At 48.1% G+C, this 21848-nt stretch carries 19 protein-coding genes; 6 read left to right on the top strand and 13 right to left on the bottom strand.

The annotated features are described in order from the left end of the window. Positions 1 to 113 precede the first annotated feature (113 nt). Positions 114 to 344: a hypothetical protein gene (locus tag AC2JC8_RS01350; RefSeq protein WP_255132475.1), complete on the top strand. Its 231-nt coding sequence runs from the start codon at positions 114 to 116 to the stop codon at positions 342 to 344. A 2-nt stretch (positions 345 to 346) separates the two neighbouring features. Here AC2JC8_RS01350 and AC2JC8_RS01355 read toward each other — a convergent pair whose 3' ends face one another. Genes AC2JC8_RS01355 through AC2JC8_RS01365 form a run of 3 tightly spaced genes read right to left on the bottom strand, consistent with a single transcriptional unit; the run spans position 347 to position 5178 of the window. Further along, positions 347 to 619, bottom strand: a complete 273-nt coding sequence (locus AC2JC8_RS01355) for a small RNA NsiR4-regulated ssr1528 family protein (protein WP_484400210.1) — start codon at positions 617 to 619, stop codon at positions 347 to 349. A gap of 39 nt (positions 620 to 658) precedes the next feature. Continuing rightward, positions 659 to 4264: a methionine synthase gene (gene metH, locus AC2JC8_RS01360; RefSeq protein WP_484594072.1), complete on the bottom strand. Its 3606-nt coding sequence runs from the start codon at positions 4262 to 4264 to the stop codon at positions 659 to 661. Then, positions 4261 to 5178 (bottom strand): branched-chain amino acid transaminase, encoded by a 918-nt coding sequence (locus AC2JC8_RS01365; RefSeq protein WP_484400213.1) that lies wholly within the window; start codon positions 5176 to 5178, stop codon positions 4261 to 4263. Before AC2JC8_RS01365 ends, metH begins: the two co-directional genes overlap by 4 nt. 57 nt (positions 5179 to 5235) lie before the next feature. Here AC2JC8_RS01365 and cobN point away from each other — a divergent pair, with 57 nt between their 5' ends. Continuing rightward, a complete protein-coding gene (cobN, locus tag AC2JC8_RS01370; protein WP_484400214.1) occupies positions 5236 to 8904 on the top strand; it encodes a cobaltochelatase subunit CobN in 3669 nt (1222 codons plus the stop codon). On the opposite strand, the gene AC2JC8_RS01375 is transcribed toward cobN, so the two are convergent. From AC2JC8_RS01375 to AC2JC8_RS01390, 4 genes are read right to left on the bottom strand one after another with little or no spacing between them, the layout of a single operon-like run. Then, complete coding sequence (locus AC2JC8_RS01375) at positions 8888 to 9373, bottom strand: hypothetical protein (protein ID WP_484419736.1); 486 nt, start codon at positions 9371 to 9373, stop codon at positions 8888 to 8890. The genes cobN and AC2JC8_RS01375 overlap by 17 nt on opposite strands. 26 nt (positions 9374 to 9399) lie before the next feature. Further along, a complete protein-coding gene (locus AC2JC8_RS01380; RefSeq protein ID WP_484400217.1) occupies positions 9400 to 10053 on the bottom strand; it encodes a PHP domain-containing protein in 654 nt (217 codons plus the stop codon). Continuing rightward, positions 10043 to 10627, bottom strand: a complete 585-nt coding sequence (gene hemJ, locus AC2JC8_RS01385; protein WP_484400218.1) for a protoporphyrinogen oxidase HemJ — start codon at positions 10625 to 10627, stop codon at positions 10043 to 10045. The genes AC2JC8_RS01380 and hemJ overlap by 11 nt, the downstream gene beginning before the upstream one ends. Next, on the bottom strand, positions 10624 to 12159 hold the full coding sequence (locus AC2JC8_RS01390) for a cryptochrome/photolyase family protein (protein WP_484594073.1): 1536 nt from the start codon (positions 12157 to 12159) through the stop codon (positions 10624 to 10626). The genes hemJ and AC2JC8_RS01390 overlap by 4 nt, the downstream gene beginning before the upstream one ends. Positions 12160 to 12197: 38 nt before the next feature. On the opposite strand from AC2JC8_RS01390, the gene gorA reads away from it, so the two are divergent. Next, a complete protein-coding gene (gorA, locus tag AC2JC8_RS01395; RefSeq protein ID WP_484594074.1) occupies positions 12198 to 13559 on the top strand; it encodes a glutathione-disulfide reductase in 1362 nt (453 codons plus the stop codon). Here the strand turns inward: gorA and uvrC are convergent. Then, positions 13556 to 15493: an excinuclease ABC subunit UvrC gene (uvrC, locus tag AC2JC8_RS01400; protein ID WP_484400250.1), complete on the bottom strand. Its 1938-nt coding sequence runs from the start codon at positions 15491 to 15493 to the stop codon at positions 13556 to 13558. The genes gorA and uvrC overlap by 4 nt on opposite strands. A gap of 60 nt (positions 15494 to 15553) precedes the next feature. On the opposite strand from uvrC, the gene coaD reads away from it, so the two are divergent. Beyond that, positions 15554 to 16036: a pantetheine-phosphate adenylyltransferase gene (gene coaD, locus AC2JC8_RS01405; protein WP_484594083.1), complete on the top strand. Its 483-nt coding sequence runs from the start codon at positions 15554 to 15556 to the stop codon at positions 16034 to 16036. A 15-nt stretch (positions 16037 to 16051) separates the two neighbouring features. Next, positions 16052 to 16960, top strand: a complete 909-nt coding sequence (locus AC2JC8_RS01410; protein ID WP_484400223.1) for a hypothetical protein — start codon at positions 16052 to 16054, stop codon at positions 16958 to 16960. Here AC2JC8_RS01410 and AC2JC8_RS01415 read toward each other — a convergent pair. From AC2JC8_RS01415 to dapF, 5 genes are read right to left on the bottom strand one after another with little or no spacing between them, the layout of a single operon-like run. Further along, the gene (locus AC2JC8_RS01415; RefSeq protein ID WP_484594075.1) at positions 16957 to 18234 is read right to left on the bottom strand and encodes a D-alanyl-D-alanine carboxypeptidase/D-alanyl-D-alanine-endopeptidase; all 1278 of its coding nucleotides are present in this window, start codon (positions 18232 to 18234) and stop codon (positions 16957 to 16959) included. The two genes, AC2JC8_RS01410 and AC2JC8_RS01415, sit on opposite strands and share 4 nt — an antisense overlap. Position 18235: 1 nt before the next feature. Continuing rightward, positions 18236 to 18763, bottom strand: coding sequence for a DUF4330 domain-containing protein (locus tag AC2JC8_RS01420; protein WP_484400225.1), 528 nt, complete (start codon positions 18761 to 18763; stop codon positions 18236 to 18238). A 34-nt stretch (positions 18764 to 18797) separates the two neighbouring features. Beyond that, positions 18798 to 19481, bottom strand: coding sequence for a DUF1995 family protein (locus AC2JC8_RS01425; RefSeq protein ID WP_484400226.1), 684 nt, complete (start codon positions 19479 to 19481; stop codon positions 18798 to 18800). Then, entirely contained in the window at positions 19478 to 20647 is a 1170-nt protein-coding gene (locus AC2JC8_RS01430) for a cysteine desulfurase family protein (RefSeq protein WP_484419738.1), read from the bottom strand. Before AC2JC8_RS01430 ends, AC2JC8_RS01425 begins: the two co-directional genes overlap by 4 nt. Further along, on the bottom strand, positions 20640 to 21674 hold the full coding sequence (dapF, locus tag AC2JC8_RS01435; RefSeq protein ID WP_484419739.1) for a diaminopimelate epimerase: 1035 nt from the start codon (positions 21672 to 21674) through the stop codon (positions 20640 to 20642). Before dapF ends, AC2JC8_RS01430 begins: the two co-directional genes overlap by 8 nt. A 50-nt stretch (positions 21675 to 21724) precedes the next feature. Here dapF and AC2JC8_RS01440 point away from each other — a divergent pair. Continuing rightward, positions 21725 to 21848 (top strand): Hfq-like protein (locus AC2JC8_RS01440; RefSeq protein WP_484594084.1); only part of this gene is annotated, 124 nt, incomplete at its 3' end.

The following is a 21848-nucleotide window of genomic DNA, read 5'->3' on the forward strand; positions in this document are numbered from 1 at the left end:
GATAAATCGGAACAAACACTTGACGGAATCGGGGGGGGAGGCGCTATGGGTCTTGGGGTGGCCAGCTTTTACTGGTTACAAAACACCCAAATTCTCCAACCTGCAAGCACCCGATGAGCTGGGATTTCACCGAAGATGCGGCATTCCATGCCTTAGTGGATGCCTTTGCCGAGAGCGGCGAAACATCAGCTATGGAGTTTTTAGCCAATGGTGAGGGGGCCTTCCATTTTCAGGAACTCACCCAAAATGCCGCAGGAGAGGGTTTCGACCTCTCCGATTCCAGCAGCTTGGAAGCGTTTCAGCAAGAAGTTATTGATGCTCTTGAGGGGCGTAGACCCGAATAGAGCTAGCTGAAATAAAAGGCAATTTCCTTGGGTTTGAGGCCCTCCCAGCCGGCCAAAATGAGGCGATTATTGAGAACGTCTCGATCTAAATGCTTTGCGCCTGTTCGAACAATTCTGTTGCGCATTGACTTTGTGACGCCGCTGCGGGCCCGGGCACTCTCTAGATCCATTACTTCTCGATAGAGGGCCAGCATTTCCGCGGGGATTGCTGAGCCATCGAGATCTACACCAGCTGCGATTGCAGCATCAACGCCATCAGGCCCTGAAATTGCCATGAAAACAATCAGATCAACCGTCAGGCTGTCATGCCAGCATCACGCGCTGAAATAACGGGCTTGGCTGTGTAGAGCCACTAGCGCTGTGGTGCTCTGTTCTGGATCAAGTTGATCACTTTCATCCATTGTTAGACCAATCCGATCGGCCCCTAACCAGTCCAATTGAGGCCGGGAATCTGCAACATTCGGGCAGGCTGGATAACCAAACGAATAGCGGCTGCCGCGATAACGCTGGGCAAGGACATCCTTTAGGGATTTCGGCTCCACATTTTCAAAACCCATTTCTTTGCGGATACGCGCATGAACCAACTCGGCAAGCGCTTCAGCTAATTGAACACCAAGACCATGAAAATAGAGATAATCAGTATATTTATTGTCTTCAAACAATTGTTTAGCAAACTCCGTGGCAGCTGCTCCCATAGTTACAGCTTGCATTGGTAACACATCTGTGGGTTTCTCATTTTGTAAATCTCTATAAAAATCTGCGATGCAATAGCGGTTACCAGATTTCTGACGAGGCAACTCAAACTTTCCAAGACATTTATCTGAATTTAAAGGGTCATATACAACAACACTGTTTGCTTTTCTACCACAAGGAAAATATCCGTAAATAACCCTAGGTGACAAGAGTTTTTCTTCGCGAATTCTCTGCACCCATTCAGTTAGCACAGGTTCAGCCCTCTCTTGCAACATCAATTCATATTCAGAGCGTGTTTGCTTTTGATTTTTCCTAAGTTGCCATTGGCCAGCAAACAGAGCCTGTTTATCTAAATAAGCAAAAATTTGATCAATTGGTAGTTCTTCTTCCAACAAAACCCTAGTGCCCCAAAATGGGGGTTCGATGAAAACTTCTTCCGGTACTGCATCAGAGCGATCGTTTGATATAACTAATTCATTTAAATTAGGATTAGTAGGATTGGGTGTTTCAAAAGCGTCTAACTTAGTTTCGGCGGGTAAAGATACAACTTCAGCACCAAATCCTTCAGGTGCAATACCAAGAAAACCAGATTTATTATCCCATTGTTCAGTTTTTTTTGCAGCAACTAAAGCATCCATAAATCGTAAATCAGTAAAAGCATCTCGCCCGTAAATAACCTGGCCATTATAAACATCTCTACAATCTTTATTAACAAACCTAGGCGTGAGTGCCGCCCCGCCTAAAATAACCGGAACATTAATGTCCGCATCATTAAATGCGGCTAGATTATCCTTCATAAATGCAGTAGATTTCACTAGTAAGCCACTCATCGCAATACAATCAGCTTTATGAATTTGCTGAGCGTCAATGATGGCTTCTACGGATTGTTTAATGCCAAGGTTAATAACCTCGTAGCCGTTATTTGTGAGAATAATATCTACGAGATTCTTGCCAATGTCGTGAACGTCCCCTCTTACTGTTGCTATCAGTAACTTTGCTTTAGCTGAGCTTTCAACCTTACCATCAGCGCCGATTATTTTTTCCATATGGGGTTCTAGATATGCAACAGCACTTTTCATAGTTTCAGCACTCTGCAAAACAAATGGAAGTTGCATTTGACCAGAACCAAATAATTCGCCAACAACCTTCATACCATCAAGTAAAAAAGTATTAACAATCTCTAGAGGTTTGTATTGCAGCAAACCCTCCATCAGGGCAGCTTCTAATCCGATTCGTTCCCCATCGATAATATGCTGTTTTAAGCGCTCTTCAACGGCAAGATCCGCCAAGGATGGTCCAGATTCCCTGGCTTCTTTTGCGCTTACCCCCTCAAATAAGGTGGTGAGAGTTGTGAGGGGGTCGTAGCTACAAACACCATTTTCAAACTCACGTAAATCATTGATAAGATCGCGGCAAACCTTCTGATGTGCATCGCTAATTTTTATAAGAGGCAATATTTTAGCAGGGCTAACTATTGCCGCATCCATTCCAGCCTCACAACAATCGTGTAAGAAAATAGAATTCAATACAATCCGAGCCGCTGGGGATAAACCAAAACTAATATTGCTAACTCCTAGTAAAACATGAACTCCAGGTAATTCGGTGCGTATTCGTTTAATTGCTTTAATTGTTTCACAAGCATTGCGCCTATCTTCCTCTATTCCGGTAGAGATTGGTAGCGCCAAGGGATCGTAAAAAATTTCTCTTGCCGGAATTCCATATTTCAAAGCATCTAAATAGGCGCGTTTTGCTATTGCAAATTTTCTTTCTGCAGTGCGGGCCATACCTTCTTCATCGATTGTGCCAACAACAACTCCCGCCCCATAGCTTCGAGCCAATTCAAGCACCTTGAAGAATCTATCATCGCCATCTTCATAGTTAGTGGAATTAAGTAAACATTTTCCACCAGCAACTTTAAGACCAGCCTCCATTTTCTGCCATTCGGTTGAATCAAGCATTAATGGAAGATTTACATTGTTTACAAGCCTGCTAACAAGTTCATGCATGTCAGATTCACCATCTCGCCCAACATAATCAACATTTATATCCAAGATATGAGCATTCTCTTTTACTTGGTTGCGGGCAACAGCAATTAATCCATCCCAATTTTCTTCATTAAGCAATTCGCGTACTTTTTTTGAGCCGCTTGCATTTAATCTCTCACCGATTATAAGAAAAGAATTTTCCTGTTCGTAGCTAGTGGTGCTGTAAAGAGAAGCGGCTGCAGATTCAGCTTGAAGCTGGGGCCGCTCAATGCGTTGCACTGGGAGTCGAACCTGGCGAGGGGCAGGTTTTAATTCTCTTGCCAATTCCACCAAGGCTGCAATATGAGCAGGGGTGGTACCACAACATCCGCCAATAACTTGAATGCCAAGATCTTCGATGAAATGATGAAGTGCCATCTTCATCTCTATGGGGGTTAAGCGATAATGAGCAACACCGCCAACATTTTCAGGCAAACCAGCATTCGGGATACAGCTAACAACAAATGGAGCATGGGCACTTAGATAGCGCATATGCTCCTTCATTTGCTCTGGTCCGGTGGCGCAGTTTAAGCCAAGGATATCGATTGAGAACGGTTCTAATATTGCAACAACTGCAGCTATATCAGAACCAACTAACATCGTGCCAGTTGTTTCCATCGTTACGCTAACCATTATCGGGCGCCTCTCACCCGTTTCTTCAAATGCTTGTTCTAATCCGCTTAATGCAGCCTTTATTTGTAATACATCTTGGCAGGTTTCCACAATGAATAAATCCACATTTCCAGCTAAAAGACCGCGACCCTGTTCAGCAAAACAGGCCTTCATTACATCGAAACTTACGTGGCCAAGACTGGGTAACTTAGTTGTTGGTCCGATCGAACCAGCTACGTATCTAGGTTTTTCCTCGCTGCTGTAGGCATCGGCCATCTCCCTGGCCAGGTTGGCAGCCTCCCTGTTTAGTTCAAATGCTTCTGCTTGAAGATCGTATTCAGCAAGAACTAGTGATGTAGAGCCGAAGGTATTTGTTTCAATTACATCGCAACCAGCCTCGAGGAATTGCCTGTGCACCTCCTTAACTACATCGGGCCGTGTACGCACCAATATCTCGTTGCATCCTTCTAAAGCGACACCACCAAAATCAGTTGCGGTGAGCTCCATCTGCTGTAATGACGTGCCCGTTGCTCCATCGAACACCAACACCGGTCGCTGCGGGCTGTGGAGCCGTTCAAGAAAACTTGTCATTCCCCTATGTTCACCCTGGTTACCCAATGTTCAAATTTAGGGTCTCTGGCTTCAGTAATGGCGGTGAGCCTTTCTCTAAGCGTATCCATAACGGGTCTGTATGTGGCTAATTCTGTGCTTTCCACCCGTCGCACTGGGGTTACTTTAGCCGCTGTTCCAGTAAGAAATACCTCATCAGCTATAAATAATTCAGTTTTATCTATCGGTCTTTCCACCACCTCTATACCTATGCTGCGAGCTAGTTCGATAACACTGGCTCTTGTAATTCCTTCTAATATGTCTTGATCAACTCCGGGGGTAAACAAAATACCATCGCGAACAATAAACAAGTTCATTCCACTTGCTTCGCTTACCTTACCGCGGCTATTTAAAAGTAACGCTTCATCAAAACCGCTTTTAACCGCTTCGGTTTTTGCTAAAGAACTGGTTATGTAAGCGCCGCTGATTTTTCCTCTTAACGGAAGGGATCGGTCCTCTTGCCTGGTCCATGAACTAATTCTGCAAGTAACACCATCTGGTGATAAATAATCACCTAACTCTATACCGTATATCAAAAAATCAGTTTCAATATCATGTAATCTCGGCGCAATTCCAAGATCTGAGGTATATACAAATGGCCTTAAATAACTGGGCTTTGTTGGTTTATTTGCCTTTAAAAAATGCCTAACGGCATCCATGACCGTCTCTGCGCTTAATTCTGTGAGCAAGAGCTTCGCACTTTCACTCAATCGCTTCGCATGGCGATCGGCTCTAAACAGCAGTATTTCTTGTGAATTATCTGGATTAGGTATAGCCCTCATGCCGCCAAAAGCGCCTGTGCCGTAATGCAAGGCATGGGTGGCCACAGAAAGAGTGGCTTCAGCAAATGGCACGCAGCGGCCACCGAACCAGGCAAACGGGAGAAATTGATTCATCTGGCGGCAGAAACCTTGCTTTGATCTTCTCATCCCCTTGCCAGGGATGATGGCTAGATGCACAGATTGGCAGCTATCCCTGGCGACCTAAGTAGCCAGGAACCTTTTTTAGTGGAGCAATCGGCTGCACCTTTTTTGTTTCTCAGCAGCGCTGATAGCGACTTAAGCCTGCTGGCTAACCAAAGCAGAAAGATGGCTTTGCGGGGTTTAAACCTGCAAGCGCTGCAACATCCAGCCGCTGTAGACCACTACCTGCGCAGCACTGTGGTGAAAGCAAAATTAGTGCTGGTTCGCTTGCTGGGGGGGCGGGGCCATTGGAGCTACGGCATCGAACAACTGAGGGAATGGGCTAGAGCCAGCGATCAAAGGGGTCTTTTAATCATTAGCGGCACCGCTGAGGGTGAAGCTGAACTGGCAAGCCTTGGAAACTTTCCGGAATTTTTAAGCCTTGCTATCGGGCGCAGCTTGAGGGAAGGGGGCCCTGAAAATATGGCTCAAGTGTTGACGTGCTGCAGCCAATGGCTTGAAGGAAAGCCAATGGAAACGCCAAAACCAATACCCCAACCAGATCCTTTGCCTTACAACTGGTGTATGGATAGTGGAGCGAGAGTAGGTCTCCTTTTCTATCGAGCTCTTTGGAATAGCGCCGATCTCGAGCTATTAGATAGTTGCTTAATTTCAATTAGGGCTGCAGGTTTATGTCCGCGACTGTTACTGGTTAGCAGCCTGAGGGATGAATTGGTTCAACAGGGGGTAAGGCAATTATTTAAAGCAGAGCAGGTGGAATTGGTGCTCTGCGCTACTGGATTTGCTTCGGTGAAGGCCGATGAAGCAGAGGCGGGTGCACCCCTTTGGCGCAGTCTTGGCGTACCGGTGTTGCAATTGCTTTGCAGCACCCTTCCCAAACAACGCTGGGCCGCCAGCAGCGTTGGCCTCAGCCCCTTAGATCTCAGCATGCAGGTAGCTCTTCCGGAGCTTGATGGCCGCATCACTGGGCGTATTGGTTGTTTTAAGGAGCTTTATCGGGCTGACACCGCCCTCGAATGTGCTGTTCAGCGCTACTGCCCCGATGTGGAACGCTTGGATTGGATGGCAGCGTTAGCTGCTGCTTGGGTGCAATTACGCCGCACACCCGAGAGCCAAAAACGCATTGCTCTGGTCTTAGCCAATTACCCCTGCCGCAACAGTCGCCTAGCGAATGGTGTGGGCCTAGATACACCAGCCAGCGTTGTGGAAGTGCTGCATTGGCTCAAGGCAGAGGGTTATCAACTTGGAGAAAAGCCTCTGCCAATTGATGGTGATGAATTAATCAAAGCCCTAACAGAAGCTCGCAGCCCTGATCCTGAAAGCTGGCACCTAGCCCCATGCGCTGAACTGGACTTAGCTCAATATCAGGATTGGTTTTCCCAACTGGCTCAGGAACCGCAAGAATTAATTGAAGAGCGCTGGGGAAAGGCTACAAATGATCAAGGGCTTGATAAACAAAAATTTCCTATTTGCGGTTTAATTTTTGGCAACATAATAGTTATGTTGCAACCCAGCAGGGGATACGACCGCGACCCTGCCTTGAATTATCACTGCCCTGATTTAGCTCCAACCCACAGTTATCTGGCCCATTACCTATGGATTAGGCAAGTGTTCAAAGTAAATGCTGTTATTCATTTTGGTAAACATGGAAATTTAGAATGGCTACCCGGAAAGGGTATTGGCCTATCTAAAAATTGTTTTCCTGAAATAGCCCTCGGACCCCTACCAAATATTTATCCATTTATAGTTAATGATCCCGGCGAAGGCTCCCAAGCTAAACGCCGCAGCCAGGCTGTTATTTTAGATCACCTCACCCCTCCTTTAGGTAGGGCTGGATTATATCGCGAACTCGCTGAATTGGAAGGCTTAGTTGATGAATACTGGGAAGCATCCACCATGGCAAGCAATAGAGTTGAGGTATTAACAGAAAAGCTTAACGAGAAAATGCAAGCCCTAGATCTAGAAAAATTAAATACCACAATTGGCATTCAAAATAGTAATATTGATTCATTTTTTAGCGACAATTTCAATGAAAAAATAAGCAGGGTTGATGGCTACTTGTGTGAATTAAAAGAAGCACAAATACGAACTGGTTTGCACATTTATGGCTGTGCGCCCACAACTGCTGCTGAAACTGAATTGCTTTTGGCAATTGCCCGTTCCCCCGGCTCCAGCCGCATTGGCCTTAGCCGCGCTCTTGCAAAAGATCTTTGCCTCTGCCTCGATCCATTAACAGCAGCCGAAGCTGATCTACTCACATCAGCAGATCAGCAACGGCTTCAAGCGATTGCTCCAGAAATGGTTCTGCGCACCCAGGGTGATGGCATCACCGCACTTGAGAATCTTGCAGCCAGTTGCCTCGCTGGATTAGTTGCTGCTCCTGGCAGCAACACTGCAGCAGAGCTGATTCAGATCAATCGGGATTTACTCCCAAGGTTGAAAGGTTGCGCCCCCTTAGAACGCCACAATCTGCTCGCTGCTCTGCGGGGGGAACGCATTGAGGCTGGTCCTTCTGGAGCTCCAACCCGTGGCAGGCCTGAAGTTCTTCCAACGGGAAGAAATTTCTATTCAGTAGATCTACGAGCAGTGCCAACGGAGGCGGCATGGGATATCGGTAGAAAAGCTGCAGACTCCCTTCTCGAGCAACATCTTCAGGCCGAAGGTGATCACTTAACCCATTTGGCCATTTCAATTTGGGGCACCAGCACGATGCGCAGTGGTGGAGATGATGTAGCGCAGGTGCTGGCCTTTATGGGGGTTCGGCCTTTATGGGATGGCCCCAATCGGCGAATGGTGGGGCTCGAATTGATCCCTATTAATTTTCTTGGCCGGCCAAGAGTTGATGTAACAGTACGAATCTCGGGCTTTTTTAGAGATGCTTTTCCACAACTACTACATTGGCTCAAGGAAGCGAATCACATCGTTAAACAGCAGGCGGATGGTTGCGGCGGTTGCCAGGTTTACGGTTCAGCCCCTGGAGCCTATGGAGCTGGTTTGCAGGGGTTGATCGAAAGTGGAAATTGGGAAAGCAAAGATGATCTAGCTGAAGCTTTTCTAAACTGGAGTAAATGGCGTTACCAGGCCAGTGAAGAGCCAGTTGCAGATCGCATCGGCTTGGAAAAACGCCTTGAAGAAGTGCAAGTTGTTTTGCACAACCAAGACAATCGCGAACATGATCTACTTGATTCAGACGATTACTACCAATTTCATGGCGGTATGGCTGCTGCAGTGCGGCGTATTCGGGGCAGTGATCCCCAACTCTGGTTTGGCGACCACTCTCAACCTGAACGGCCAAGACCAAAACCTTTAGCTCTAGAATTAGACAAAGTTATACGCAGCCGGCTCTTAAATCCTCGCTGGATAGAAGGAATGCAAAAGCATGGCTACAAGGGAGCCTTTGAATTTGCTGCTAGCCTTGATTATCTCTTTGCCTACGATGCCTGCACTGATTTAGTGCCAGATTGGGCCTATGGCGCAATCTGTAAACGATGGCTGGAGGATCTTGATGTTCAGAGAACAATAAAACAGAGCAATCCGTGGGCATTACGCGATATGGCAGAACGTCTACTTGAAGCAAGTAATCGCGGTTTATGGGAAAATCCAGAACAAGAACAGTTGCAGTTTTTGAAAGAATTGGTGCTAACAACAGATAAAAATATTGAAACTGTCAAAAATAGCGAAATTAGCCCAGGTCTTTAAGCATGTTCTTGAAGGGATCTATTGATCCAGGCTTGGCAGAACGGGCCACTGGCGGAGCAATCTTTTCAGGTTCAACGGGCTTCTTTGATGCGCTACCAGGCACATTTGTGCCTGAAACAGCAGAACCCCTCATGCGATTTTCAAGCTCTTCCTGACTAATTTGTTGAGCGAAGGTTTTTTTAACTGGCTTTGGCACCACATCGTTGTTATATGAGCTTGGCTCGCTCACTGTCGCTTCTGGAAGTCCGTCAGAAACCTTCTCGAGCCGTGATGCCATCGAATCCACCTCTTCAATGCGTTCCTTGAGACCTGGGTTTGCTGCGGTGCCAGGAAAGGTGCGCCGAATGCTGTAAGGGCGACGCATGAAATTAACGTCGCCGAGGCTGCCAGCACTATCTGGTTCTAGGAAAAAGCTTTTGTCTGGCTCCACTTCATTGGGCTTGCGGCGGAAGCGATCGAAGAATCCCATAACACCCATATTTACTAAAAGTAAATTTAGCGGCCCAACAGGCTTAATCCGTGGCTGTCGGTGCCACAACTATGCAAAAGGTTGAGTTCACTAGCTAGAGCAGCCACCCGATCACACACATGAGCACTTGGGCGCCAACGAGGTTGCATTTCGTAGTCGTACCAGGCTTCTGCCCCATCAAAGCCGAGTGCCGCTGCCGCTTTCACCAACAGCTTGAAATTGAGCCGATAGCGGGCGGGATGGGCAAGCAAAGCCAAGCCATCAGCTGCCTGTATAGCTTTCACTACTGAAGAGGCATTCAATTTTTCCCCCACCACCGCATCCCCCCTTAGGTATGGAGCCATGGCGGGGTGATCTGGTTTGTAGCCAAGGGCTAAAACATGCACCAAGCAATTTTCAAGAACACAACTCACTTCAGTGCCACTCCAAAGAGTAGGAACCGCTTTACCAGCCGCTTGAAATCTCGCTAATTCATTTTTAATAATTGGATAGGCTTCAAGGCTGTGGTGATCAGTAACAGCAAAGTGTTCAAGCCCAATCTGCACAGCCTGCTCAGCTAGAGCTTTTGGCGAGAGGCTTCCATCACTACAAAGGGTGTGGCAGTGAAAATTGAGTGTCTTGGGGCAACTTTCCTTCGTAACTGAAGAGAGCACTAAGCGCAAAGGGTGATCAAGAAGCATGGCTCGCCTCCCGTTCTGCCCGCAGGCGCCGCCAGCGGGCATAGAACTGAATAGTGCCAGCCATAAAAACCACCAGCCCCACTATCAACCAGCTTGCAGCACTGGTGGGAAATTGATTCTTGAATACCACCAGCATCACAACAATTACTAACAGCAAGGTGGGCAATTCATTAAAAGCGCGTAACTGTTTTGCGCTCCATTCACATTTTCCCTGAGCAAGTAAACCCATCAGGCGATAACAAAACCAGTGATAGCCTAAAAGAACTACTACAAAAGCAAGTTTGGCATGCAACCAACTTTGAGATAACCAGCCTGGGTTGCCAATTAGTAAACCTGCTGCACCAACAATTGTTACAATCAAACCAGGGGTAGTAATTATATTTGCAAGACGCTTTTCCATCAAACCAAACTGTTGTTCAAAAGCTTGGCGGAGAGGCTCTGCCTGCTCTTCTGCCTCTACATGATAAATAAAAAGTCTTACTAAGTAAAAAAGACCAGCAAACCATACAACAACACCGATAATATGAAGTGTTTTAAACCAAAGATAAGCTTCAGCTGAAAGATGCAAGCTCATTTGTTAGTACCGCTTTGAGCCCATTCATAACCTGCCGCGGTTGCAGCAATGGCAAATCTTTCTTCGCTACTGAATTTATCTAGTTGTTTAATCATTAATGCCATCCGCGGATGGCTGCGAAAACGCTCTGAGTGGCGATCTAAGAAATTCCAATAGAGGGCTGTAAAAGGACAAGCATCCGGTCCGCTGCGTTTAGCTGGATCAAAACGGCAGTTTTGGCAATAGGTTCCCATACGTTGCAAGTATTTGCCGCTAGCGGCGTAGGGCTTGCTAGCGAGTTTTCCAGCATCAGCCCAAAGCCCCATACCAAGCACATTTGTTTGCATTACCCAATCGTGGGCATCAACAAATTGACTTGTAAACCAAGCAACGTATGCCTGGGGATCCCAGCCTGCCAAAAGACCTAAGTTGCCAAGCACCATTAAACGCTGGATGTGATGGAGATAGCCGCTGCTAGCCAGTTCTGCCAAAACGCTGTCTAGGCATTGCATACCGCTTCCGCCAAGATTAGTGATGAAAGTTGGTATTGGAGCTGTGGCCTCAAGAGCATTTGAAAATTGGTAGTTGGCGTCGAAATGCTGGTAGAGGCCGTGGGTAAATTCTCGCCAGCCAAGTATTTGACGTATCACCCCCTCCAAACTGGCCAGCGGCACCTGTTGCTCAAGGCCCGCCTGCTCAAGGCGTTTCAAAACTTCAAGGGGCTGCAACAAGCCAAGGTTTAAGTAAGGACTTACTAGTGCGTGCCAGAGGGTTGCTTCACCCTGCACCATTGCATCTTGATATGGGCCGAAATCTGCAAGCCGTGTAGCTATGAAATGCTCGAGCACATCCAGGCCTTGCTGCCTATTAACACCCCAACGAAAAGGCCGCGCCGCGCCTGTGAGTTGATATTTATCCTGCAACTCCAATAGTTTTTCGATCACTGCTTCTGTGCAGCTATCGGGCTCAAACCACAGGGCGGGCGGGCCCATCAACCCACCTCGCGGTGGTTTGCGATTTTCCTTATCGAAGTTCCATTCGCCCCCTAAAGGTTGATCAGCTGCCATCAGCAGATCAAAACGCTTACGGCCCTCGCGATAGAAAAATTCCATCCGCAATTGCTTTTTAGTGCCCACCCATTCAGCGAATTCAGCCTTACTCCAGAGGAATTGATTATTGCGATACCAACGCAGCTGCCAATCAGGCTGAGTTTCCAGCTGGGCGGCAATACGTTCGATCGCCTTGTGGATAGGGCGATCACTTGGTTCCATCACCCGAAGTTCGCTGATGCCGTGGCTTGTGAGCCAACCCGTCAAAGCTTCTGCGTAGCTGGGGGCCTCCACAAGATCAACCCTCCAACCCGCACAACGCAATTCATCCGCAAAATGCCGTTGAGCAGACCAAAAAAAGATCTGCTTCTGCAAATGGGGCCCGGCATTTAAAACAGATAGGGATTCCACCAATAGAACCCTCGCATCGCTGGGTTTGCAGGATGCCAAAGCCGCTTGCAACGGATGTAGCTGATCATTCAGCACCCAAATGCCAACTGCCACTGCGAGGAACCAAGATGAATGGGTTGCTTGATTAGCTTATGGATTTTGATCTTCTGGTGATTGGCGCCGGCTCAGGGGGACTTGCAGCTGCCAAACGAGCCGCACGCCATGGAGCAAAAGTGGCAATCATTGAAGGCAATAGAGTTGGGGGCACCTGCGTGATTCGAGGTTGTGTGCCCAAAAAACTTTTAGTGTATGGATCTGAATACAAAGAAACTTTACAAAACGCAGAAAGTTATGGGTGGGATATAAAAAATAATGGCTGCAATAGCCAAATATTATTGGCAAATGTACGCAGGGAAGTAGATAGGCTTAATCATATATATATTAAATCCCTTGAGAGTGCAGGAATCGAATTAATAACAGGTTGGGCTTCATTTGTAGATGCGCATACTATTAAAGTTGGGGAACGATGCGTAAGTGCCAGCAATATATTAATTGCAGTGGGAGGAGCTCCAGCACGATTAAATATTCCAGGGGGAGAGTTGGGCTGGGTAAGTGATGATCTTTTTGAGGCAGAGCAATTGCCAGAATCGATCTTAATTATTGGAGCAGGCTACATAGCTTGCGAGTTTGCCTGTATTTTAGCTGGCCTTGGCATTAAAGTAACTCAAATCGTGAGAAAACATAGGCTTCTGAAGGAATTTGACACAGAATTGGTAAAAGCTATAGAAACTGAAATGCAAGAATTAGGCATTAAATTAGAATTTGGTTGCTCACCCAATAGCATCCAAAAGCAGGGAAATAAATACAATGTTAATTGCACTCGCAATAACTCCGATTCCACTGCTAGAGAGCAACTGAGTTTCAATGCCATGGCGGTATTACAGGCTGCGGGGAGGGGTGCATTTATAAAAAATTTACAATTGGAAGCGGCAGCTATCACCCATGAAAAGGATCGGATAATAGTTAATGAATACCAACAAACAAATATCGAACATATCTATGCAGTGGGAGATGTTACAAATAGGGTCAATTTAACCCCGGTAGCGATTGACGAAGGTAGGGCAGTTGCCGATAATGTATTTGCAGGAATCAAAAGGGTTGTAAACCACGAGATTATTGCTACAGCAGTTTTCACGCAGCCTGAATTTGCCTGTGTTGGCCTGAGTGAAGATGAGGCCACTAACAGGTTTGGAATTGAAAATATAGTTATATATAAAGCCAAATTTCGTAGCTTGCAGCAAGCCTTACCTGCCGTTGGGCCTCGGTGCATATTAAAACTTGTAGTAGCTAAAACCTCTAATCGAATATTAGGGTGCCACATGGTTGGCAACCATGCAGCTGAAATTATTCAGATGGCTGCAATTGCAGTAGGGATGGGCGCAACCAAAGCGGATTTTGATAGAACGATGGCATTACATCCAAGTATTTCTGAGGAATTTGTAACGATGGTCTAAGCGGTTTCCTCATCATTTGTTGGATGAAAATAATCGTAAATTTGTTTAGCTAATGCTGAGCCCATCCCAGGACATCCCCCTAATTGTTCAGCTGTAGCCAATTGAATTGCATCAATTGAACGGAAATGAGCAAGCAGATCTTTTACACGTTTAGGTCCAAGACCTGGAATGTCGCTAAGACGGGATCTCTTCATACGCTCTCCTCGCTGTTGCCTGTGAAATCCAACCGCGAATCTATGGGCTTCATCCCGCAGCCGTCTCAAGAGAACTACCCCTAATTGATCAGGTTCTGTATTTAAAGAATTAGAAGCACCTGGGGTAAATATTTCCTCTTTTTGTTTGGCAAGTGAACAAACCACTAACTCATCAGCCAAATCCAATTCTCTAAGTGCTTCCATCACTGCAGATAACTGTCCCTTACCGCCATCGATCATCACAACATCAGGCCAATCGATTAAACCATCGCTTTGCAATGTTGTTTTGGTACGGCGCCGCAATTCATTTAAATCAGCGCCCCCTTGCTTTGCTTGGCTCCAGCGTCTAAACCTGCGGCGCATAATTTCCGCCATCGCCATAAAATCATCACTATGCCCCGATTGAATGCTGCTACTTTGAATTTTGTATTTGCGATAATGCTGTTTCGCGGGAAGTCCGTCGATAAATACCACCTGGGATGCCACTGCATCGCTGCCTTGAATATGGCTGATATCAAAACCTTCAATACGTCTGGGAGGATGCTCTAATTCTAGAAGTTGAGCTAGATCCTCAAGGGCTAAATGCTGCTGTTCAGCATTGCGCTGCGCCCTAACTAATTCATAACTGGCATTGCGCACAACCATCTCAATTAGTTCGGCTTTCTGCTGCCGTTGCGGATTCAGCAGGGTTACCTTGCGCCCCCGTCTCTGCCGCAGCCAGGCCTCAAGTAATTCCTGCTCTGGCAGGGGATGTTGCAGTAAAACCTCAGGGGGAATTTCCACCGGATCCACCTGGCTGTAGTGCTCCTCCAGCACCCTTTGCAGAATCGCGCCGGGGGATGCCGCTTCGGCATCAGCTGTATAGCCAAGACGTCCAACTAATTTACCTGCTCTAACCTGAAATAATTGAACTGCAGCTACACGATCATCACTTGCTAATGCAATCACATCCCTACTGATATCAGAATCTGGTAAGGCAACTTTCTGCTCAGATGTAAGTAGCTCTAGGCCTTTTAATTGATCGCGCGCGAGTGCGGCTGCTTCAAAATCAAGACGTTCGGCATAACGAACCATTTGCTGTTGTAGTAAATCTAGCAGCTCATCATTTCGGCCTTGAAATACCATTGCAACTTTTTGGATTATTATTTTATAATTTTCTGCAGAAATTTTTTCCTGGCAAACGCCAGGGCATCTACCGATGTCATAGTTAAGGCAGGTTCTATCTCGATGCAAGGGTTGAGGCCGTTGCCGCAGAGGAAATACTCGCTTAACGATTGCTAGGGTGCGCCGCAACAAACCAACATCGACATATGGCCCGTAGAAACGATCACTCGCGCGGCGGAATCTGCGTTGCCTTGTAATAAATATACGCGGATAATCTTCGCTCCACGTGATGCACAAATAGGGATATTTCTTATCGTCTTTTAAAAGTACATTAAAATGAGGCTGGTGGTTCTTGATTAGATTTGATTCAAGAACTAACGCCTCAGCCTCACTATCGGTAACAATGAATTCAATCTCCACCACTTGGCGAACCATTAAGTTGATTCTGGGGCGATCAGAAGGTCCATCACGGAAATAGCTACGCACTCGGCTGCGCAAACTTTTTGATTTACCTATGTAGAGGATGCGATCTTCAGCATCACGCATTAAGTAACAGCCTGGTTCTACTGGCAGAGCCTTAAGCAAAGCCTCCAATCGAGCTGGATCCTGAATGAGTGGCTGGTGGCCCGCCTTCAGCCCTGTGATGGAAACCCCTGGAGCGCGTTGCGTCACTCTAGGGAGAGCAACCCCATAAGCATGCGGGCCGTTTATCCAGGTAGTTTCGATCCAGTTACCCTTGGGCACCTCGATTTAATTCAAAGGGCCAGCGCTCTTTTTGATGAAGTGGTGGTGGCAGTGCTGCAAAACCCAAATAAGCAGCCCACTTTTAGCCTTGAAAAACGTTTGCAACAACTGAGCATCGCAACAAGCCATCTCCCCCAGGTGCGGATCACAAGTTTTTCTGGCTTAACCGTTAATTTTGCTTTGCAAGAGCAGGCACGCGTAATCCTCCGGGGTTTAAGAGCCCTGAGCGATTTCGAATTTGAGTTGCAATTGGCCCATACAAACGCCAGCCTCTCCCCTGCTGTGGACACACTTTTTATGGCTACAGCTGTGAGCCACAGCTTTTTAAGTAGCAGTGTTGTTAAGGAAGTGGCCCGTTTTGGCGGTGATGTGGCACATATGGTGCCCGAAATGGTGGCGATCGATCTGATCGAGCTGTTTAATCAACAGGAGTGATGTTGCGAGAACCAGATGGCCCAGGCTCGATTGGAAGTACTCGATCAGCTTGATCAGCTAGAAGAAATTGTGCTCGAGGGAACGCGGGTTCCCTTCTCCGGTGGTCGCCTGGTTAACGAGCAAGACGCTGTTGAAATACTTGATGCGGTTCGCCAATCACTGCCTAGGGAGGTGGATCAGGCCGTTGAACTGATGCGTCAAAAAGAGGCTTACCTGGCGCAAGCACGCCAGCAGGCTGAAGAAATTATTAGCCAAGCCCGTAGGGAGAGAGATGCTTTGATTAACGGTGCCAGCGTTCGACAAGAGGCGGAGCGCCAAGGAGCCGAAGTGCGCGAACAGGCCAGGCAACAAGGAGAGCAACTGCTTGTACAAGCAAGGCGGCAAGTTGCTGCAACCGAACAGGAACATCAAGCAAGAGTGGCCCAGATGGACCAGCAATTTGCAGCAAGACGTCAGCAGTTGGAACAGGAGGCTGGTGCGCGTTTCCAACAGTTAGAGCAGGAACACCAACAAATGAAACGCAGTTCGGCTGAGGCCCACGAACGAAACCGCCAGCAATCACTCCAAGAACTAGAACAAATACGCCAAGAGGCCATCAGGCTTCAGCAAGAAAGCCAAGCAGAAGCAGAGCGGCTGCAAAAAGAAGCACTTAATTTCCGTCAAACTACACAGCAACAAGCTGAAGCCTTGCTTTTGCGCAGTCGTCAAGAAGCGGCCACTGTGCAGCAAGGTGCTAATCGCTATGCCGAGCAAGTGCTTGGCGAACTAGATAGTCGCTTGCAGGAGATGGGCAAAGTGGTTATCGCTGGTAGACGCGAGCTTGTAAGGCTGCAAAGCAGTGATCTTGAGGTTCCGCCAGATCAGGGGAATTCCGTATCAACAAATCGCAGTAACGCTCGCAAAATTGGCCGCCGTTCTGCTTAAAAACCCAACTGGCGGCAATGGCCTGCCCCCATACCCAACTTCAAAACCCTTCCCATCACAGTAACCGGGGCAGCAGACCCATTTGAAATCATGCTCACATAAACAGGTCCATCCGCTGTGCTCAGCACACCAGAAACTGCTTTAACGCCGCTGATTGTGCCTGTTTTACCGCTAAACCTGCCCTCCAATTCGGTACCTCGAAAATAAGAAGCCAGAGTGCCCTTCTGGCCAGTAACGGCCATGCTTGCAAGGTAGTTTTTGGCGTAGGGATGTTGGGCCATGCGTAGCAACAGAGCGGTTAACAACCTGCTGGTAACGCGGTTGCCCCGATCGAGTCCGGAACCATCCTGAATTGCCACCCCTTGTATGGGCAAACCTTGCTGCTGCAACCACTCCAAGGTGCGTCGCTGGGTGATTGGCAAGTTCCAGCTGCCGGTGCCTTCGCGAAGCAGCACCTCTGCTGTGAAGTTGTGGCTTTCACTATTGGCCAAGCTGAGTAAGTGATGCATCGATTTTGATGATTCGCTTAGCAGTAAAATGCTGTCTGCTGGTTTTGTACTACCGGCTGGAATTGAACTAATCATTGCGGTGCGTCCATTACGGCCAATTTCCTGGCTGAGCAGGCGCTTCATGCGGGCAGGGGGGTTCTGCACCGACATATCAACAGCATTTGAGGTAAGCGCGAGCCGCGTGATCGGAGCTCCGTAGTCGTAGTTGCGATCTGCCAGCGACCAACCCTGGGGCCACCATCTACTGGCGGGTTCTTCCTCCAGCTGAAGGCGCACAAGGCCACTGCCAGAGTTACTGCTGCCGCCAGAACCTGAGGCCAACTTGGCGAAACGTTTTAGTTGCAAGAAGCCAAGGCTGGGGTCGCCACTGCCCAAAAGCCGGAAAGAGCCATCTGGTAACTGCCAAAGCTCGGTGTTAAGGCGGTGATCTGGCCCCAGACGATCTAAGGCAATAGCGGTGCTTAAAAGTTTTTGATTTGAGGCGGGTATGCGAGGTCGATCACCGTTTATATCGGCAAGTAATCGACCGCTGGAATCGGCCACACTGATGCTCCACACAGCAGCCTCTGCCCCAACAGCTTGTTGCACCCCCCTTTGCAATTGAGGGCACATCACCTGGGCTTGCAGCATGGGTAAACCCATGGGGCTTAGCAGCGGCAGGGTTGGCGGCTCAAGCTGCTGGGCTCTAACAGAACTAAATTGAGCGCCTAAATTACAACTTGCAAGTAAACCAGTTGCCCACAAGGCTTTAGTTAAATTAAACATATCAGGGGTTTATAATTTGAACATTGCTAACTACTCCTTTAATTCTATAGGTGGCGCCATCTAATTCAACAGGTGAGCCAATTTTTAAAGCTTGATTACCTAATACAACGCCGGCTTTACTTACCTGGCCATCGCCTCGGAGCACAAAACGAGCATCAAGTGTGGAAAAACCACTTGCATTCGGATCTGGAGCAGTGGTAACAACGCCGCTGGGGAGCACCACTACAACTCTTTTGTTTATTGCTGTTACTTGCTTGATATCTACGCTTCCGTGGGGTTGATTACGAATCACGAGGCTCGTTTTAGCGTCAGCTCTGATTTTGCTTAACAAGGCATTGGGGTTCTCGGAAGGAATACCCTTCACATCAACAGTTACAAGCACTGATTTCATGCCTCCGGTTGCCCTAGCAACGCTGCCAGCAAGTTTGGGGCTCCAAATAACACCCACGGCGGCTAGCAATACTGCAGCTGCAGCGCCAAGATCTATTGGGTTTAAACGCTTCAAAAAATTGCTTGGCTTCTCTGCCATGGTGTTAAAAACAGTTTCCAGAGCTTAGGTGGAGTTAGCTCAACTCATTCAAAAATCGATCAAGCGCCCTTAATCCCTGGCCCAAAGGATTACTAAGGGCTTCGTCTAATTCTTCAGGGGCTGGTTTTTTATCAAAGGCAGCTACTGGCACAAAACCGCTATCGCCTTGTTTGAAGAGAAACCACTGATCTGGATATGCATGCAGCAGAGCCGCCTCTAACAACGGTTGAAGGCTGTAAGCGTTTTGCCATGTTGCGAGAAAACCCTTTCTGCGAGCCCGCGCCACGCTGCCAATACCAACGGCAGCATCCTCCAATCTGCCGTTCAGTAAAAGCAACGGACCGCCGTGGTTCTGGCAAATACTTTCCACAGCGCTGTAATCAGGAGGGAGTGGAGCCACAAAAATCAATAAATCTGCGCTGTTGCTTTGGTTTGCTTCCTGCAAATTCAGCCAATCATTGAGGTTTGAACAGCTGCTCGCGATATTTGGTGCATCTCGCTTAGCTAGGGCACTGGCGCCGGCATCAGGAAATACCAATGAGCAAGCAAAGGATGCGTTTTTTATTTCTGCCAGAAGCCGCAATGCAACTGGCAGAATTCGCAGCCCTTCAAAGCGCAATTCAGCACTCCAACGACCCTTTGGTTCTGCTTTTATGGCTGCCAATAGCGCAGCTAACAGCTGAGTTTCGGCGCTAAAAAGATCGCTAGGCAAGTTCATTGCAATTTTTTCAGCGATAGTTCAACCAAACAGCGCTCAAATAAAGCTGGTATTTCATCTAGATCAGAAGGCTCAAGCCATGGTCCAAAGCTGAAGCGCAAGCCACTGGCTGCTTCTGCATCACTCAAGCCAAGGGCTAACAAATTTGAGTTGGCTAATTCTTTACCACTACTACAGGCGGAACCACTGCTGCAGGCAACGCCTCCACGGGCCATTGCGCGCACCATCGATCTGCCAGATAGGGGAACGCCTTCTGGGCTACTCAAAAGCAGGCTTAGGTGATGGGGAAGCCTTTGCTTGGGATTGGATGGTCCGCTGAGGCGCACGCCAATTAATTCCAGCAACTGCTCCATTAAGCGATCCCGCAACTGAGCCAACTGCTCAGCTGGATGGGGCTGGCATGTTTGTCTCAATTCAAGAGCCTTCACCATGCCAGCAGCCAAGATCACCGGCTCAGTGCCGGATCGATGCCCCCCCTCCTGACCACCACCACGTATCTGCGGCTGTAGTTCGATGCCATCAGCGAGCAACAGAGCCCCAACCCCACGCGGACCCTGGAATTTATGGGCGGATACAGAAAGTAAATCAACTGGAATTGCTTCTAAATCCACTAAAACCTCCCCTGCCACCTGAACCGCATCGCTATGGAGCAAAACACCCTTCGCCTTGCAGAGTGCTGCTACAGCCGCCATTGGTTGAAGCGTTCCCACTTCAGCGCTACCCCAAACGAGGCTAAGCAAACGGGTGGGAGGCTCAAGTAATTTCTCCAGCTCCTCCAGCTTCACAAGCCCCTGCTGATCAACGGGTAACAATTCAATTTGCCAGCCTTCTAATCGAAGTTGAGCGGCAGGGGCTCTTACAGATTGATGCTCAAGGGGTGAAAGCAGCAATCTGCCAGGAGTTAAACGCCTGCACACCCCAAAGAGAGCAAGATTATTTGCTTCGGTGCCACCGGAAGTAAAAATAACCTCCCCTTTCTTAAGCCCAACTAGGGCAGCCAACTCAAGGCGGCTTCGTTCTAAAAGATCGGCGGCCATAAGGCCAGCACTGTGGAGGCTAGATGGATTCGCCCAGCAATCAGCCTGATATTCAGCCATAACTGCCAACACCAGTGGATGGGGCGGGGCCGCAGCGCAGGCGTCTAAATAAAGCAATGAATCAACCACCTTTGATACGTTTGATTGTGCGTTGCTCAATAGACTCATTGGCTAGATCTACCAATTGATTTAGCGAAAATTTATCCAACACTGCCATTGCGTTTGCGCGAGCGCTGGCGCTTGGGCAATTTTCAGGATCTAGGCAGCCCTGGCTGCAATCAATTGAGCAATCAATAGATTTAGTGAATTGCAATTCTGTATTTTCTTCTATAGACCAATAACCACTAAAAACAAATTCAGCAGGCCCAACCATTTGCAGATGGTTGTCCTCGTCCCAGCGAATATGAAGGAAGCCCCCAGGCAGCTCAATATCAGCTTCACGAGCGCAAGCGCCACGCAAATGGCTTGCAACCAAAACGGCACACGCGCCAGTACCACAGGCAAGAGTTGCGCCAGCGCCACGTTCCCAAACCTTCATTCGCAGCTGGTTTGGCGAAATCACCTGAACGAAATGCACATTCGTGCGGGCGGGAAAAGCAGGATGTATTTCCAACTCACTACCCAATTCTGTAAAAGCAATTAGATCAAGGTCATCAACCTGAACCACTGCATGGGGATTGCCCATGCCAACAGCAGCCACAAGCAGCTGCTCACCTGCCACCTCCAACCAGGCTTCGGGCAGCAATTCACCAACATCAATGCTCGTGGGAATGGCCGAGGGGGATAGAAAAGGTTCCCCCATGTTTACCGAAACCTGTTGATCGGCTAGAAGCTGCGGAACGATGATGCCTGCAGGTGTTTCTACCCGCCACGAACCGGATGGAGTGGCGCCATCGAGGTCGGCCAGAAATCGAGCAAAACAGCGGACCCCATTACCGCACATTTCAGCCTCAGAACCGTCTGCATTAATTATTTGCATCCGCACATCACCCAGTCCCTGTGGAGGTAGAGCAAGGATCAACCCATCAGCGCCAACACCGAAGCGGCGATCGCACAACAAGCGTGCCTGATCTGGATGTATCGGGGGTGATTCAGTTTTACGGGCGTCAATCAAAATAAAATCATTGCCTAAGCCCTGATACTTGCGAAACTGCATTGCTGCACTGAAGCTGTCTTGATGGTATGGCCTCTAGCCCACAGCTGGAAATGAATACAAACCTGCCAGGTGTGCGGCTACTGCAGCAATGGATCCGCGAAAAGCGGGAGCTGCGTATCCAGTTGCCAGATGGTTCAGCCCTGGAGGGATATTTGCAATGGCAAGATCCGGAGT

The organism is Synechococcus sp., assembly GCF_982614295.1.

Coding starts and splice junctions, on each gene's coding strand:
- AC2JC8_RS01350 (WP_255132475.1), top strand. CDS start 114: ATGAGCTGGGATTTCACCGAAGATGCGGCATTCCATGCCTTAGTGGAT.
- AC2JC8_RS01355 (WP_484400210.1), bottom strand. CDS start 619: ATGGCAATTTCAGGGCCTGATGGCGTTGATGCTGCAATCGCAGCTGGT.
- metH (WP_484594072.1), bottom strand. CDS start 4,264: ATGACAAGTTTTCTTGAACGGCTCCACAGCCCGCAGCGACCGGTGTTG.
- AC2JC8_RS01365 (WP_484400213.1), bottom strand. CDS start 5,178: ATGAATCAATTTCTCCCGTTTGCCTGGTTCGGTGGCCGCTGCGTGCCA.
- cobN (WP_484400214.1), top strand. CDS start 5,236: ATGCACAGATTGGCAGCTATCCCTGGCGACCTAAGTAGCCAGGAACCT.
- AC2JC8_RS01375 (WP_484419736.1), bottom strand. CDS start 9,373: ATGGGATTCTTCGATCGCTTCCGCCGCAAGCCCAATGAAGTGGAGCCA.
- AC2JC8_RS01380 (WP_484400217.1), bottom strand. CDS start 10,053: ATGCTTCTTGATCACCCTTTGCGCTTAGTGCTCTCTTCAGTTACGAAG.
- hemJ (WP_484400218.1), bottom strand. CDS start 10,627: ATGAGCTTGCATCTTTCAGCTGAAGCTTATCTTTGGTTTAAAACACTT.
- gorA (WP_484594074.1), top strand. CDS start 12,198: ATGGATTTTGATCTTCTGGTGATTGGCGCCGGCTCAGGGGGACTTGCA.
- coaD (WP_484594083.1), top strand. CDS start 15,554: ATGCGGGCCGTTTATCCAGGTAGTTTCGATCCAGTTACCCTTGGGCAC.
- AC2JC8_RS01410 (WP_484400223.1), top strand. CDS start 16,052: ATGGCCCAGGCTCGATTGGAAGTACTCGATCAGCTTGATCAGCTAGAA.
- AC2JC8_RS01415 (WP_484594075.1), bottom strand. CDS start 18,234: ATGTTTAATTTAACTAAAGCCTTGTGGGCAACTGGTTTACTTGCAAGT.
- AC2JC8_RS01420 (WP_484400225.1), bottom strand. CDS start 18,763: ATGGCAGAGAAGCCAAGCAATTTTTTGAAGCGTTTAAACCCAATAGAT.
- AC2JC8_RS01425 (WP_484400226.1), bottom strand. CDS start 19,481: ATGAACTTGCCTAGCGATCTTTTTAGCGCCGAAACTCAGCTGTTAGCT.
- dapF (WP_484419739.1), bottom strand. CDS start 21,674: ATGCAGTTTCGCAAGTATCAGGGCTTAGGCAATGATTTTATTTTGATT.